Raw genomic sequence first — 13685 nt, forward strand, 5'->3', positions numbered from 1 at the left:
GCGTCACACGTCCCTCTCGACCACCGTACGAAAGGCTTTTCCCTCATGTCCGACCTGCTGCGCGCCCCCGCCGAGATCAAGTACGCCGAGGAGCTCGACTGGCTGGAGTCGATCGACGACAACCCCAAGCCGTTCTCGTGGCGCCTGTCCCCGAAGATGGTCCGTCTGTTCATCCTCGGCTCCGAGCGTGCCGACGGCCTGGACCGCGAGGTGTCGCAGAAGTGGTTCGGCGACCGCAGCTTCGTGGAGCGGTCGATCGTCACCCTCGCCTCCGACCGCGGTCTGCTGCTCATCGGCGACCCCGGCACGGGCAAGAGCTGGCTGGCCGAGCTGCTGTCCGCCGCGATCTGCCGCAACTCCACGCTGGTGGTGCAGGGCACGGCCGGCACCACCGAGGACCACATCAAGTACTCGTGGAACGTGTCGATGGTCATCGCCAAGGGCCAGTCGCGGGAGTCGATGATCCCCTCGCCGATCATGACCGCCATGGAGGCCGGAGCCATCGGCCGCTTCGAGGAGCTGACCCGTTCCACGAGCGACGTCCAGGACGCGCTGATCTCGATCCTCTCCGAGAAGTACATCTCCGTTCCGGAACTGGAGAGCGGGGGCGGCGACGACAACATCGTCTTCGCCAAGCCCGGCTTCTCGATCATCGCCACGGCCAACAGCCGCGACCGGGGTGTCAACGACCTCTCCTCCGCGCTGAAGCGGCGCTTCAACTTCGTCCGCATCCCGGTCGTGACGAACAAGAAGAGCGAGGCGGAGATCGTCCGCTTCCGCACCGAGGAGCTGCTGCGCCGCCACTCGATCGACCTGGACGTGCCGCCGACCCTGCTGGACGTGCTGCTGCAGAGCTTCGCCGACCTGCGGGCGTCCGCCGCCGCGGCCGGCAGCGACGACGAGAAGCTGGAGTCCGCGCTGTCGACGGCCGAGCAGATCGGTGTGCTGGAGGACGCCGTCCTGCACGGCAACTTCTTCGGCGAGCGCACCCTGACCGCCCGCGCCCTCGCCTCCTCGCTGGTCGGCTCCCTCACCCGGCGCGAGCCCGAGGACCTGGCCATCCTCAACAAGTACCTGCACGGTGTCGTCGAGCCGCGCAGCAAGGAGGAGGGCGGTTCCTGGCCCGAGTTCCTCGAGGGCGGCCGCGACGCGATCGCCACCCTGTCATGAGCGGGTCCCAGGAGAGCACGTCGTTCGCCGCGCTGCGCGGACAACTACAGGAAGCCGCAGCCGAATTCGCGGGCGGCCCGGACGCCCTGGAGGGCATCCTCCTCGGCATGGTCGACGACGTCGACCGGGCGGTGCGCGAGCCGCTGGAGATCTTCCCCGTCTGTCACCACTCCCCCGCGTCCGCGCTCGCCATGGCCCGCCGCCTGCGCGAGAAGCAGCCCAAGGTGGTGTACCTGGAGCTGTGCGAGGACATGGCACCGCTCCTGACCGAGCTGCGCAACTGCCGGCTGCCGGTGGCGGTGCAGGCGTTCGCCGGCGACGTCGACGGCTTCCCCGCCGACTGGGCCCCGCTGTCGGTGGTGGCACCGATCACGGAGGCGTCCGCCGAGTACCAGGCGATCGCGTACGCCCTGGACACCCCGGGCGTGGAACTGGTCCTGGTCGACCGGTCGGCGGACCACGTCTTCCAGTGGGACAGGAGGGGCGAGCAGGAGCAGGAGGGCACCGAGCCTCCGGAGGAGGCCGAGGCCGCGCTGCACGGTGAGGCCGTCGGCGTCGAGATCGGCGACCTGCGGCCGCGCTTCGCCGAACTGGAGGAGCACCTGCTGCGCCACGGCAAGGTGCGGCACTGGTCGGAGTGGTGGCACCAGTACGTCGAGGTCCCGCTCGGCGACAGCGCCGCCGACCACGACACCTACCGCCAGGTCATGTTCCTCATCGGCAGCCTGTTCCGGCGGCTCGCCCCCGGCGACGGGTCCCGCGTCCGGGTGGACGAGGACCGCGAGCGGTACATGTGGACCCGGATGCGGGAGCACCTGGCGGCGACCGGCACGGACCCGGAGGACTGCCTGTACGTGTGCGGGGCGTTCCACGCGGCCAGCCGCGTCGAGGAGTTCGGCGTGCACGGCGGCTCGGACACGTTCACGATCTCCCCGCGCACCGCCACCACCTGGCAGTACGGGCTGATCCCGTCCAGCCACGCGGCGATCGAGGCGCAGTTCGGCCTCGCCGCCGGGTCGGTGTCGATCGCGGCGACGGAGTGGGCGAAGAGCCTGAAGCGGACCCGGGTGGAGCCGTACCGGCTGGAAGGTCAGGCGGGGGCGAGGAAGTCCGGGGGGAAGAAGGCGGCCGTCGCCCCGGCTCCGGTTCCGGCGCCCGCGGCCGACGCGGACAAGCTGTCCGGCTTCCTGCGCCGGCCGCCCGTGCTCGACGGTCTGGACGAGGCCGAGCTGCTCGGCTGGTCGGTGGACATCGTGCGCGCGGCCCGGCGCAACGGCTATCTCGCCTCGACCGCCGACGCCATCGCCGTCTTCGAGACGTCGATCCTGCTGGCCGGCATGCGGGACCGGGCCAGGCCGACGCCGTACGACTTCCAGGACGCGGCGGTCACCTGCATCGAGAAGGACAGTGTCCCGGGGCGGCGGGACGTGCGGCGCCTCGTCGAGATCATGATGGGCGGCGACCGGATCGGGCAGGTCGGGTACGACTCGCTGCCGCCGCTCGCCCGTGACGTGTACGACCGGCTCGCACCGCTGGAGCTGAAGCTCGAACAGCGCGGGGTGCGCAGGGCACTGCTGGACATGGCGTCCCGGCCGGAACTGCGGGCCTGCTCCGATGTGCTGTGGATGCTGCGGCGGCTGCTTCCGCAGGGGGCGGCTCGGCCGATCATGGGTGAGCGGCGGCTCGGTGAGCGGTCGATCCAGGAGTCGTGGGACCTGGCGCTCGGGACGCACCAGCGGGCCCTGATCGAGCTGGGCTACGAGGGCGTCAGCCTCGAGCAGGTCCTGGAGCAGCGGCTGCGGCGTGACGCGTACGGGCCGCAGGCGACGACGGCGACGGTGCTGGCGGCGGTCGAGGACTCGCTCCTGTACCTGGGCGGCCGCCGGCTCGCCGACGAGCTCGGCACGCACGCGCTGAAGCTGCTCGCCGCCGAGCGCGGTGTCGACGGGGCGCCGGAGGTGCTGCGCCGGGTGCGGGCGCTGCTGGCGTACTACCGCACCAGCGAGCCGGTGCTGCCGGCGTGGATCGAGTCGTTCGTCAAGACCGGTTACGCCCACTACTGCACCCTGCTGCCGACGGCGTTCCGGGACGAGGACGCCACGGTGGGGCAGGTCGCGGCGATGCTCGGCTTCCTGTTCTCCATGGAGGGCCTCGCGCTGTCGCTGGGCTGCGACCGGACCCAGCTGGAGCTCGCGGTCGCCCAGTCGCACCCGGACGACCCGTCGAAGACGGCACTGCTGTGGGCGGCGCAGGTGCAGCTCGGCACCCTGTCCCGGGCCGAGCTGCGGGCCCGGTGCGACGAGCTGCTGGACAACCCGCTGGTGGTGCCCGCCTACCCGCGCTATCTGAGCGGCTTCGTGCACGCGCTGGAGCCCGTGCCGGGGCTGGCGGACGTGGTGGTGGAGGCGGTGTCGAACGCGTTCGGGCGGCTGCCGGACTCGGTGCTGCTGCCGTGGCTGCCGCTGCTGATCACCACCCTGCGCTCCGGCGCGGCGGACCTCGCCCCGCTGATGGTCCGCGAGGCCGGCCGGATCTTCCCGGGCCGGCTGGCGGCGCTGGACGCGTGGGTGCCGCCGTGGCGGATGCCGGAGACGGATCCGTTCGCCGCGAAGCCCGTGGCCGATGTCCGCCGGGGCGCCACGCTGCTCACGGCACATCCGGCGACGTGCGACGCGGTCGCGGGGCTGCTCGGCTGCGAGGGAGGCTGGACGCGGTCCGACGCCCCGGCCCCGGCGGGCGCCGGGCTGCTGGCCGCGCATCCGGCGGCGTGCGACGCGGTGGCGGAGCTGCTGGGCTGCGAAGGGGCGTGGGCAACGGCCGGTTCCGGCCCGTCGGGTGCCGCGCTGGCAAGCCGTCACCCTGCGACCGCCGACGCCCTGGCGTCTTTGCTCGCTGGTCACTGACCGCGGACGGCCGAGCGCGCGTTCCTCCCCGGGCCGGGTGTCGACGACCTTCCCGAGGTCGCCGCACCCGCGCCCGGGAGGAGGAGGCCGGCCGTGTCGCTCGGCGAGAGTGTCGTCGAGGGACACGGCCGGCCGGTCTTCGAGTGCCTCAGGTGTCCACGGTGCCGGCGGGCACGCTCACCGGTGGGCGGGACGGTAGGCGTCGTTGACATGCACCGGGGCGCCACCGCCCCGGACGCCGCCGCCGGGGATGTGGATCGTGCCGCGTACGGCGACGGCGGCCGTGCCGTGGCGCGGCACCGGCATGGGAGCCAGCCGCTGCCACCGGTCGCGCTCGGTGTCGTACGCCTCGGTCTCGTCGAAGACCGTGTTCGGGTTGCTGCCGTCGTGCCGCCCCTCACCGCCGAAGGTGTAGATCCTCGTCCCCACGGCCGCGGCGGCGATGCCGCCGCGGGCCGTGGGCATCGGTGCTCGCTCGGACCAGCGGTGGGCGCGCAGGTCGAGCGCGTAGACGGTGTCCCGTACGTTCACCTGCCCCCGGTCCCGGCCGCCGAGCACGTAGAACGTCCCGCCGACCACGGCTCCGCCCACATGGTCGCGCGCCTGCGGCAGACTCGGCAGACTCTCCCACCGGCCGGTCACGGCATCGTACGCGGACACGGTGTCCACCGTGTCCTGAAGGCCGCCCGCGCCCGGCACGAGGACGCGCATGCCGCCGGCGAGGAAGATCTTCGTCCCGTGCACGCCGATCGCGGCGCTCCCCCGCTCGATGCCCGCGGGCATGGGGGGAAGCCGTCGCCATCGGTCGGCGCGCGGGGAGTAGACGAAGCTGTCGCGCAGGGCCTGCCACTCGGATCCGCCGGACAGCCCGCCGAGGACGTGGATCCGGCCGTGGACCACCGCCACATTGGGATGGTTCATCGCGACGGGCAACGGTGCCGCGTCCGACCAGGTGTCGTGACGCGTGTCGTAGACGTCGACCCGCGTGGTGGTGGTGATGCCGCCGGACTCCCCGGGGACGATGCCGCCGATGACGTAGACCTTGTCGCCGACGGCGGCGACGCTGTGCTCCTGCCGGGGTCCGCTCGCGATCGGTGCGAGTCGCTGCCAGCCCCTGTGGTAGGGCCCTTCTTCCACGGGGGGCGTTCCACCGGGGGAGATCGGGTGACCCGGATGCGCGTGGGCCTCGACGGCCGGGGACACCGCCAAGGCGGCGCCGAGGAGCAGTACTGTCCGCCGCTGCATGAGAAACTCCTTGTCACAGGGCCTGGTTTCCGTCAGAAGCAGGTGGCTTCGGCCCGTTCAGTGTTTCTGTCCGCGGTGGGGGCGACCAGGGGATGTCGTCCCGGGGGTGGGGAGTACCCGGCTCGGCCGGAGCCCTTTCAGGGTGCGGGGTCGACGACGTCCTGGGTGCCGAGGACCGCGAGCAGGTCGAGCAGGTCGGCGCTGTCGGTGCCGAGTGCGGGGGTGAACCAGAGCAGCCGCTGCCGGCCGTCCTCGCTGAACAGGTTGAGGCAGTTGACCTCGACGATCCCGAGTGCGGGGTGCCGGATGCGTTTGCGGTCGTCGCGCCGGAAGGCCACCTCGTGGTCGGCCCACAGCGCGGCGAACTCGGGCGAGGTGTCCCTCAGCGAGCGGATCATCGACGTGGCTTCGGCGTCCTTGGCGTCCCGCCGGGCGGCCGCGGCCCGCAGGTCGGCGACGAAGGCACGGGACTGGGCCTCGTGGTCGGCCTCCGGGTACAGGCTCCGGGCGTCGGCCTCCGTGAACCACCGGTGGACGAAGCTGGCCCGGATCCCTTGGAATCGGGAGTGGTCCCCCAGGAGTGCCACCGCGAGCGGGTTCTGCACCAGCGTGACATGCAGATCGGTGATGACCTGCGCGGGAGTCGACGGCATCCGGTGCAGCAGGTCGAGCATGCCGGGGTGGACGTGCGAGGCGGCGCTGCCCGGGGCGGGCACCGGGCGGTCCGCCAGACGGTAGAGGTAGTCCCGCTCGTCGGCGGTCAGGCGCAGCGCCCTCGCCAGTGCGGCGATCATCTGCTCGGACGGCTGGGACCCGGCTCCGCGTTCGAGCTCGTTGTAGTAGTCCACCGACGCCCCGGCGAGCTGGGCGACCTCGTCCCGGCGCAGCCCGGGCACCCGGCGCCGGGGCCCGGCCGGAAGCCCCACGTCGCCCGGGCGGATGCGGTCACGCCGCGACCGCAGGAATGCTCCCAGCTCGGTGTGTTTCACAGAACCCATGTCCGCCATTGTGTGCCGGGCCGGGGCACCGGCCCAGGGGACGACATCACCTGGTTCGGCCGGCCGTCGGCGCGCAGAGTGGAGGACACGACCACCAGCGACCTCCGTTCCGCACCGGTTCACCGGGGCGGCCCCGCCGTCGCTGTGAACCACGCCCGGTCCTCCCGGACCGCCGACCACTCAGGGACAGTCATGCCTTTCGCCAACTTCAAGGTCCCCGCGGGCACCGTCACCGCCGAGGACAAGAAGAAGATCGTCGAGCGCACCACCGATCTGTACGCGGAGATCTACGGTGAGCGGGCCCGCGCCACCACCGTCGTGCTCGTCGACGAGGTCGTCGACGGAGGCTGGGGAGTGGCCGGCAACGTCCTCACCGCCGCCATGCTCAACGGCGACGCCTGACGCCGGCACCACCCGCTGGAACAAGGCCCACAGGTCTTCCGGCGCCATCCGCTCGACGAGCGCGGCAGTCATCACCCCGGACTGCCGCAAGAGCACGCCACCTGAAATGGCGTCTTATTTGCTGTGGGCGATCTGGATCAGGTTGCCGCAGGTGTCGTCCAGAACCGCGGTGGTGACCGGGCCCATCTCCAGCGGCTCCTGGGTGAAGCGCACCCCGAGCCCGCGCAGCCGCTCGAACTCCGCCCGCACGTCGTCCACGGCGAAGGACGCGGCCGGGATGCCGTCCTGGACCAGCGCCGTCCTGTACGGCTGTACCGCGGGATGGCCGGAGGGCTCGAGCAGCAGTTCCGTCCCGTCGGGGTCCTCCGGCGAGACCACGGTCAGCCACCGGTCCGCGCCCATCGGGATGTCGTTCTTCTTCACGAAGCCCAGTACGCCGGTGTAGAAGCGCAGGGCCTTCTCCTGGTCGTCGACGAAGACGCTGGTGAGGTGGATCCTCATGGGGTGCCCTCCGGTGGGTCGGGCCTGAGCCATCGGGTGACGATGTGCTCGAGGGGTTCGGTGTTCAGGTCGTGGAACTTGTAGCGGCCCTGGCGCCTCGAGACGACCAGACCCGCGGATTCCAGTACGGCCAGGTGCTGGCTGATCGCCTGACGGGACAGTCCCAGGCCGTACTTGGTCACCAGCCGCGCGCATATTTCGAACAGGGTCTGGCCGTCCCGTTCCACCAGCTCGTCGAGGATGCGGCGGCGGGTGGGGTCGGCCAGCGCCTTGAAGACATCCTCCTCCACGACCACCAGCATAGGCAAGTGGCGACTTGCCTATCAAGACGAGGGTCGTACCGGCCCGGAAGGTGAGCGCGCGCACCGCGTTCACGGCCGGTGCTTCGGCAGGCGCGTCGCCATCGGCAGCGCCGGCGCCCTCAGGCCCGCCCCGCACAGCAGCGTCGTACGGAATCCGTCCGTCGCCGTCAGCAGCGAAGCCACCAGCGCCGTGCCGGCGGACGCCGCCGCCCGGGAGACGATGTCCAGCGCGGTACCGCCGGCGGCCACCTCGGTGCCCGCGAGGCCGCGCGTGGCGGAGGCCATGACGGGCATGTTCGTCATGCCGACCCCGGTGCCCATGACGGCGGGGGAGGCGACCAGACACCAGTGAGGGGCGTCGGAGCCGGCCTGGACGGCGAAGGCGAGGAAGCCCGCGACGGCGACCAGAACGCCGGGGACGACGATCACGCGCGGCGCCGCACGGTCCGACGCCGACGAGCAGCGCTCCTACGGCGACTTCCTCGCCCACGACGAGCGCCACACCCGCACCGGCGAGTTCCTCCACCTGCCGCACACCGCCTGGAGCGGAGGGGAGTACGACTTCGAGGGCGTCCACCACCGGGTCGCGGGCGGGCGCCTGCGCCGGCCGCCGCTGACCCGGCCCCCGGTCTTCTTCGGCGGCTCCTCCGAGGCCGCCCTGCCGATCGCCGCCCGGCACGCCGACACCTACCTCCCCCGGGGCGAGCCCCGGCCGCCGGGCGGCCGTGTCGGGCCGGTGGCCCAGCTCCTCCACCGCGCGCATCGCGCCAGGTCAGAGCCGGACGGGACGGGCGGGTACCCGGGAGCGCGCCCCGTGGGGCACTGTCACGAGCTGTTCACGCGCACCGGGCGCCGGTCCACCGGTGGCGTGCTGCCGCGGGGGCCCGGCCCGTACCAGGGGTCGCCGTCCCGGCGGCCGGTCGCGGAGCGGGGGACGGACCCGTCCTCACGACGGGTCCGTCCTCACGACGGGTCCGTCCCGCCCTCCTCCGGAGGTTCTCCCGGAAGCGCCCTGCCCGGGTGCGAGGCACGAGATCATGTGCCGCATGATCCATGCTTCCCGACGCACCCTGCTGACCGCCTTCGCCGCCTCCGCCGCCTCCGTTCCGCTGGCCGGGGCAGTCGCCGCACCCGCGCGCGCCGCCTCGTCCGTTCCCGTGTCCGTGCAGCCCCTCGCGGTCGCGGCCGGGACGGCCGCGGCCCGGTCCTCCGTGACGCTGTCCCCGCTGGACGCCTCCTACTTCGCCCCGGTGACGCTCGACGCCTCGCTCACCACGACCGTGCTGCCGGGCTCCCCGGCCCGTACCGAGGTCACCTCGGGCGGCAGACGCGTCGCGCTGCTGACCCACGGCGCGCGGACCGTCGTACTGCCGGGACCGCGGCGCACGTTCACCGAGGACAAGCGACCCTTCGTGGACGACTTCCGGCGTACCCTGCCGGACCTGTCGCTGCCGGTCGCGGAACGGGACCACTGGGGTGCCTCGCCCGGCGGGGGTGTCTGGTCCACCCTCGGGCCCGTCGACACCGACTACTCGGTGGTGCCGGGTGCCGGCGTCATCGACCTGACCACCGACTACGCCAGTCGCCACGCCAGTCTGCGCGACGACGACATCACCGACGTCGACGTGCGCTCCGTGGCCGCGTTCGACAAGGTTCCCACCGGCGAGGCGTGCTCGTACGCGTTGTCCTTCGGATACCAGGACGCCCACAACAACTACCGGGCCCGGCTGTCCTTCCTCACCACGGGCGCGGTCCAGCTGCGCGTCGAGAAGGAGGTCGCCGACACCGTCACCCAGCTGACCCCGGCCCTGACACTCGCCACGGGGGTGCCCGCGAACACCGACTGGACGATCCGGGTGCGCCGCGAGGGTTCCCGCATCCGGGTCAAGGCGTGGCGTTCGGAGTCGGCCGAACCGTCCGCATGGGACGTCGACGTCAGCGACTCCACCTTCGCCAAGGGCCGGGTGGGCCTGCGCGCCCTGGCCAACCAGGGGTGCACCAACCTGCCGGTCAGGCTCTCCGTCAGCCGCTTCCAGGTGGACGCCGCGACCTGGGACGCCCCGCCGAGCGTCACACACGGCGACTGGGTGCGTGTGCTGCCCCGGCCGTTCGACGGCACCTGGACCGAGGAACTGGACCAGGTCATACGCGGCTGGGCCGGCTCCACGGCTCCGGACGTGCTCGCGTACGCCGCGATGTTCCTCGGCGGGGCTCCGGCGGTGACGGCCGGGGCGGGACCTGCCCGGGGCAGGCAGGTCCTGGGAGAGGCCGGGTACGGCTACCTGGACCCCCAGGGCTACCGCTACGAGGGTGCCGACTTCCACGAGTACATGGGCATCGGCTGGACCTTCGACGACGGTGCCTACACCGGGCCGTCCAGCAAGCAGGTCGGCAACCTCGACTGCTCCGGGTACACGCGCATGGTGTACGGCTACCACATGGGCGTTCCGCTGGCGGCGGGCGAGGACACCTCCCGGCAGCGACTGCCCCGCAAGTCCCGGGACATGGCGGACCACGCGCCCGGCGTGCGCATCGACCGGACCGACGGTACCGCTCCGCCCGCCGCCGCGCTGCTCCAGCCCGGTGACCTGGTGCTGTTCAACGCCGACTCCGGCGACGACCGGCAGACGGACACGGTCGACCACGTCGGCATCCACCTGGGTGTGGACGCGGCCGGCCGGCGCCGTTTCCTCTCCAGCCGCAAGACCGTCGACGGGCCCACCATGGCCGACCTCGGCGGCGCCTCACTGCTGGACGGCACGGGCACCTACGCGAAGACCCTGCACACCGTGCACCGGATCTGACGCCGCGTCACGCCGACCGGCTCGCGGCGGCACGAGGGGCACGGGCCGTCGGATTCCCTTCCGGGTCTTCGACGGCCCGTCCGCGCTCACCGGTGGCGTCAGGCCGCCCGCCGCGCGCGGTCACGGTGCCCGCGGATGATGTCCGCGTAGTGGTGACCGGAGCCCTTGATCGTGCGTGCCTGGGTCTCGTAGTCGACGTGGACGAGGCCGAAGCGCTTGTCGTAGCCGTACGCCCACTCGAAGTTGTCCAGCAGGGACCAGGCGAAGTAGCCGGCCAGCGGGGCGCCCTTGCGGGCGGCGTCGGCGCAGGCGGCCAGGTGCCGGGTGAGGTAGTCCTGGCGCTCGGGGTCGTCGATGGTGCCGTCGGGGCGGACGACGTCGGGGAAGGCGGAGCCGTTCTCGGTGACGTAGAGCTTGCGTGCGCCGTACTCGTTCGTCAGGCGCAGCAGCAGCGTCTCGATGCCGCTCGCGTCGATCTCCCAGTCCATGCCGGTGCGCGGCACCCCGTCCCGGCGCACGAAGGCGGCGTGGGGGGCGGGGCCGTCCGGGTCGGCGGCCACCACCTGCGGGAAGTAGTAGTTGAGGCCGAGCCAGTCGAGCGGGGCGGCGATGGTCTCCAGGTCGCCCTGCCGCTCCGGGAGTTCGACGCCGTAGACCTCGCGCATGTCCTCCGGGAAACCCCGGCCGTGGACGGGGTCGAGCCACCAGCGGTTGGTGTGGCCGTCCATGCGGACCGCGGCCGCCAGGTCCTCGGGGCTGTCGCTCGCGGCGTGGATGGTGGAGAGGTTGTTGACGATGCCGACCTGGGCGTCCGGGGCCGCGGCGCGGATGGCGCGGGCGGCCAGGCCGTGGCCGAGCAGGAGGTGGTAGGAGGCGCGGACGGCCGCCGTGAGGTCCGTCCAGCCCGGGGCCATCTTGCCCTCGAGGTGGCCGATCCAGGCCGAGCACAGGGGCTCGTTGAGGGTCGCCCAGTGAGTGACGCGGTCGCCGAGGCGCTCGGCGACGACGGACGCGTACGCGGCGAAGTGCTCGGCGGTGTCGCGCTCGGGCCAGCCGCCGCGGTCCTGGAGGGTCTGCGGCAGGTCCCAGTGGTAGAGGGTGACCGACGGGGTGATGCCGGCCTCGAGCAGGCCGTCGATCAGCCGGTCGTAGAAGTCCAGGCCCTTGTCGTTCACCGGGCCGTCGCCGCCCGGCACGACGCGCGGCCAGGCGACGGACAGCCGGTAGGCGTCGGTGCCGAGGCGGCGCATCAGGCCGATGTCCTCGCGCCAGCGGTGGTAGTGGTCGCAGGCGACGTCGCCGTGGTCGCCGTTGTCGATCGTGCCGGGGGTGTGCGAGAAGGTGTCCCAGATCGACGGAGAACGGCCGTCCTCCGCCACGGCTCCCTCGATCTGGTATGCCGAGGTGGCCGTGCCCCACAGGAAGTCGTCGGGGAGGGCGGCGTAGTCGATGGTCACGGAGGTCCTTTCGGGATGAGGGGAATCGGTCACTTGACGGCTCCTGCCGTCAGGCCGGCGACGAGGTAGCGCTGCAGCAGCAGGAAGCCGGCGACCACGGGGACGCTCACCACGAGGGAGGCGGCCATGATCTGGTTCCAGTACACGTCGTTGAGGGTGGAGTAGCCCTGGAGGCCGACCGCCAGGGTGCGGGTGGTGTCGTTGGTCATCACGGACGCGAAGAGGACTTCGCCCCAGGCGGTCATGAAGGCGTAGACGGCGACCGCGACGATGCCGGGGACCGCGGCCGGGACGACGACGCGGAAGAGCGCGCCGAGCGGGCCGCAGCCGTCCACCAGCGCCGCCTCGTCGAGGTCGCGCGGGACCGAGTCGAAGTAGCCGATCAGCATCCAGATGGAGAACGGCAGCGAGAAGGTCAGGTACGTGAGGATCAGTCCGCCGCGGGAGCCGAACAGGGCGATGCCGGTGGCGTTGCCGATGTTGACGTAGATGAGGAACAGCGGGAGGAGGAACAGGATGCCCGGGAACATCTGCGTCGACAGCACGGTCACCGTGAAGACGCGCTTGCCGCGGAAGCTGTAGCGGCTGACGGCGTACGCGGAGAACACGGCGATGACGACCGAGCAGACGGTCGCGGCGCCCGCCACGATCAGCGAGTTCACGAAGTAGCGGCCCAGCGGGACCGTGGACCAGATGTCGATGTACGGGTCGATCGTCAGCTCGGTGGGCAGCCAGCGGAACTTGCCGGTCACGTCGGCCAGCGGCTTCAGCGAGCTGGAGACCATGACGTAGACCGGGACGAGTACGAAGCCGGTCAGCAGGGTGAGGAAGATCCGCCGGGTCCATAGGAAGGAGCGGGGCGGGGCCATCGGGGAGGCGGCCGGTGCCGTCGTCGGGGTGCTAGGCATGCGAGGCCCTCCGCTCGCGCGAGGTGAGTGCGAGGTAGACGCCCGTGACGACGAGCAGGAACAGCAGGAGCAGGACGGACATCGCGGAGCCGGTGCCGAAGTTCCAGGTGACGAAGGACGCCTGGTAGATGTGGACCGAGATGAGGTCCGCGGCCTCGGGCGCCGTCTTGCCGAACATGACGTACGGGGTGTTGAAGTCGTTGAACGTCCACAGGAACAGGACGAGGACCAGCACCTGGTTGACCGGGCGGAGCGAGGGCAGGGTGATGCGGCGGATCTGCTGGAGCATTCCGGCGCCGTCGAGCGCGGCGGCCTCGTACAGCTCGCGCGGGATGTTCTGCAGGCCGGCCATCACGATGAGGAAGGCGAACGGCCAGCCCTTCCAGACGGAGACGATCAGCAGGGCGAAGAAGCTGTTGTCGCCGATGAGCCAGAAGGACGGCTTGTCGGTGATGCCGAGCTGGTCGTGCAGGACGTGGTTCACCAGGCCGTTGTCGTGCTGGAACATGAACACCCAGGTGATGACGGCCGCGTAGACCGGCAGGGCGTACGGCACCAGGAACAGGGCGCGCAGCAGGCCGCGACCGCGGAAGGTGTCCTGCATGCAGATCGCGGCGGCCGTGCCGATCAGCCAGCACAGGCCGACGGAGAGCAGGGTGAAGGCGATGGTGACGAGGAACGAGTCGAGCAGGGCCTTGCCGACGGGGGCGTCGAAGTCCACCGACACCGAGTAGTTGTCGAAGCCGGCCCAGGGGGCGGTGCCCCAGTCGCGGATGTAGAACTGGGTGAGTTCCTTGAAGCTCATCACGATGCCGATCACCATCGGCACCAGATGGACGAGGAGTTCGAGGAGCAGGGCGGGCAGCAGGAGCAGGTAGGGCAGTCCGATGCGGCGGATCCGCCCGGGGCGGCGGCGGGGGCCGCGCGCCGCACCGGGGGAGCTCTTCCGCACGGTGGCCTCCGCTGTGGGAGCAGTGGCAGTCATGGCGGTGTCG

At 71.9% G+C, this 13685-nt stretch carries 12 protein-coding genes and 2 pseudogenes; 5 read left to right on the forward strand and 9 right to left on the reverse strand.

What is annotated here, in order from left to right:
• The first annotated feature begins 45 nt into the window (after positions 1 to 45).
• Both KUM38_RS20455 and KUM38_RS20460 read left to right on the forward strand, forming a co-directional pair.
• Entirely contained in the window at positions 46 to 1170 is a 1125-nt protein-coding gene (locus KUM38_RS20455; RefSeq protein WP_217130852.1) for an AAA family ATPase, read from the forward strand.
• The gene (locus KUM38_RS20460) at positions 1167 to 4073 is read left to right on the forward strand and encodes a DUF5682 family protein (RefSeq protein WP_217130853.1); all 2907 of its coding nucleotides are present in this window, start codon (positions 1167 to 1169) and stop codon (positions 4071 to 4073) included. Before KUM38_RS20455 ends, KUM38_RS20460 begins: the two co-directional genes overlap by 4 nt.
• Positions 4074 to 4250: 177 nt before the next feature.
• On the opposite strand, the gene KUM38_RS20465 is transcribed toward KUM38_RS20460, so the two are convergent.
• Together KUM38_RS20465 and KUM38_RS20470 are read right to left on the reverse strand one after the other, a co-directional pair.
• Complete coding sequence (locus tag KUM38_RS20465; RefSeq protein WP_217130854.1) at positions 4251 to 5318, reverse strand: kelch repeat-containing protein; 1068 nt, start codon at positions 5316 to 5318, stop codon at positions 4251 to 4253.
• A gap of 137 nt (positions 5319 to 5455) precedes the next feature.
• The gene (locus KUM38_RS20470) at positions 5456 to 6325 is read right to left on the reverse strand and encodes a helix-turn-helix transcriptional regulator (RefSeq protein ID WP_302181241.1); all 870 of its coding nucleotides are present in this window, start codon (positions 6323 to 6325) and stop codon (positions 5456 to 5458) included.
• Positions 6326 to 6508: 183 nt separating this feature from the next.
• Between KUM38_RS20470 and KUM38_RS20475 the strand changes: the two genes are divergently transcribed.
• The gene (locus tag KUM38_RS20475; RefSeq protein ID WP_132857471.1) at positions 6509 to 6718 is read left to right on the forward strand and encodes a 4-oxalocrotonate tautomerase family protein; all 210 of its coding nucleotides are present in this window, start codon (positions 6509 to 6511) and stop codon (positions 6716 to 6718) included.
• Here KUM38_RS20475 and KUM38_RS20480 read toward each other — a convergent pair.
• From KUM38_RS20480 to KUM38_RS20495, 4 genes and pseudogenes are all read right to left on the reverse strand, one after another.
• A pseudogene (locus KUM38_RS20480) lies at positions 6692 to 6790 on the reverse strand (IS5/IS1182 family transposase); the annotation flags it as partial. The gene KUM38_RS20475 and the pseudogene KUM38_RS20480 overlap by 27 nt on opposite strands.
• Positions 6791 to 6832: 42 nt before the next feature.
• On the reverse strand, positions 6833 to 7219 hold the full coding sequence (locus tag KUM38_RS20485; protein WP_217130856.1) for a VOC family protein: 387 nt from the start codon (positions 7217 to 7219) through the stop codon (positions 6833 to 6835).
• Positions 7216 to 7509, reverse strand: a complete 294-nt coding sequence (locus KUM38_RS20490) for a helix-turn-helix transcriptional regulator (RefSeq protein WP_217130857.1) — start codon at positions 7507 to 7509, stop codon at positions 7216 to 7218. Before KUM38_RS20490 ends, KUM38_RS20485 begins: the two co-directional genes overlap by 4 nt.
• Positions 7510 to 7590: 81 nt before the next feature.
• Positions 7591 to 7950, reverse strand: coding sequence for a hypothetical protein (locus KUM38_RS20495; RefSeq protein WP_217130858.1), 360 nt, complete (start codon positions 7948 to 7950; stop codon positions 7591 to 7593).
• Here KUM38_RS20495 and KUM38_RS42940 point away from each other — a divergent pair.
• Positions 7946 to 8182: pseudogene (locus KUM38_RS42940) on the forward strand (LLM class flavin-dependent oxidoreductase); the annotation flags it as partial. The gene KUM38_RS20495 and the pseudogene KUM38_RS42940 sit on opposite strands and share 5 nt — an antisense overlap.
• Positions 8183 to 8567: 385 nt before the next feature.
• Positions 8568 to 10325: an NlpC/P60 family protein gene (locus KUM38_RS42945; protein WP_217130859.1), complete on the forward strand. Its 1758-nt coding sequence runs from the start codon at positions 8568 to 8570 to the stop codon at positions 10323 to 10325.
• A 98-nt stretch (positions 10326 to 10423) separates the two neighbouring features.
• Here the strand turns inward: KUM38_RS42945 and KUM38_RS20510 are convergent, their stop codons facing one another.
• Genes KUM38_RS20510 through KUM38_RS20520 form a run of 3 tightly spaced genes read right to left on the reverse strand, consistent with a single transcriptional unit; the run spans position 10424 to position 13675 of the window.
• Positions 10424 to 11782 (reverse strand): GH1 family beta-glucosidase, encoded by a 1359-nt coding sequence (locus tag KUM38_RS20510; protein ID WP_217130860.1) that lies wholly within the window; start codon positions 11780 to 11782, stop codon positions 10424 to 10426.
• A 29-nt stretch (positions 11783 to 11811) separates the two neighbouring features.
• Positions 11812 to 12651, reverse strand: coding sequence for a carbohydrate ABC transporter permease (locus tag KUM38_RS20515; protein WP_217130908.1), 840 nt, complete (start codon positions 12649 to 12651; stop codon positions 11812 to 11814).
• A 31-nt stretch (positions 12652 to 12682) separates the two neighbouring features.
• Positions 12683 to 13675 carry a carbohydrate ABC transporter permease gene (locus KUM38_RS20520; protein ID WP_217130861.1) on the reverse strand — a complete coding sequence of 331 codons (993 nt, stop codon included), beginning with the start codon at positions 13673 to 13675 and terminating at the stop codon, positions 12683 to 12685.
• Positions 13676 to 13685: the final 10 nt, after the last annotated feature.

Origin of the sequence: Streptomyces sp. AC558_RSS880 (assembly GCF_019049255.1) — a bacterium.
Classification (GTDB): domain Bacteria; phylum Actinomycetota; class Actinomycetes; order Streptomycetales; family Streptomycetaceae; genus Streptomyces.

Excerpts from the sequence above, each read along its gene's own strand:
- KUM38_RS20455 (WP_217130852.1), top strand. The coding sequence starts at position 46 with ATGTCCGACCTGCTGCGCGCCCCCGCCGAGATCAAGTACGCCGAGGAG.
- KUM38_RS20460 (WP_217130853.1), top strand. The coding sequence starts at position 1,167 with ATGAGCGGGTCCCAGGAGAGCACGTCGTTCGCCGCGCTGCGCGGACAA.
- KUM38_RS20465 (WP_217130854.1), bottom strand. The coding sequence starts at position 5,318 with ATGCAGCGGCGGACAGTACTGCTCCTCGGCGCCGCCTTGGCGGTGTCC.
- KUM38_RS20470 (WP_302181241.1), bottom strand. The coding sequence starts at position 6,325 with ATGGCGGACATGGGTTCTGTGAAACACACCGAGCTGGGAGCATTCCTG.
- KUM38_RS20475 (WP_132857471.1), top strand. The coding sequence starts at position 6,509 with ATGCCTTTCGCCAACTTCAAGGTCCCCGCGGGCACCGTCACCGCCGAG.
- KUM38_RS20485 (WP_217130856.1), bottom strand. The coding sequence starts at position 7,219 with ATGAGGATCCACCTCACCAGCGTCTTCGTCGACGACCAGGAGAAGGCC.
- KUM38_RS42945 (WP_217130859.1), top strand. The coding sequence starts at position 8,568 with ATGATCCATGCTTCCCGACGCACCCTGCTGACCGCCTTCGCCGCCTCC.
- KUM38_RS20515 (WP_217130908.1), bottom strand. The coding sequence starts at position 12,651 with ATGGCCCCGCCCCGCTCCTTCCTATGGACCCGGCGGATCTTCCTCACC.
- KUM38_RS20520 (WP_217130861.1), bottom strand. The coding sequence starts at position 13,675 with ATGACTGCCACTGCTCCCACAGCGGAGGCCACCGTGCGGAAGAGCTCC.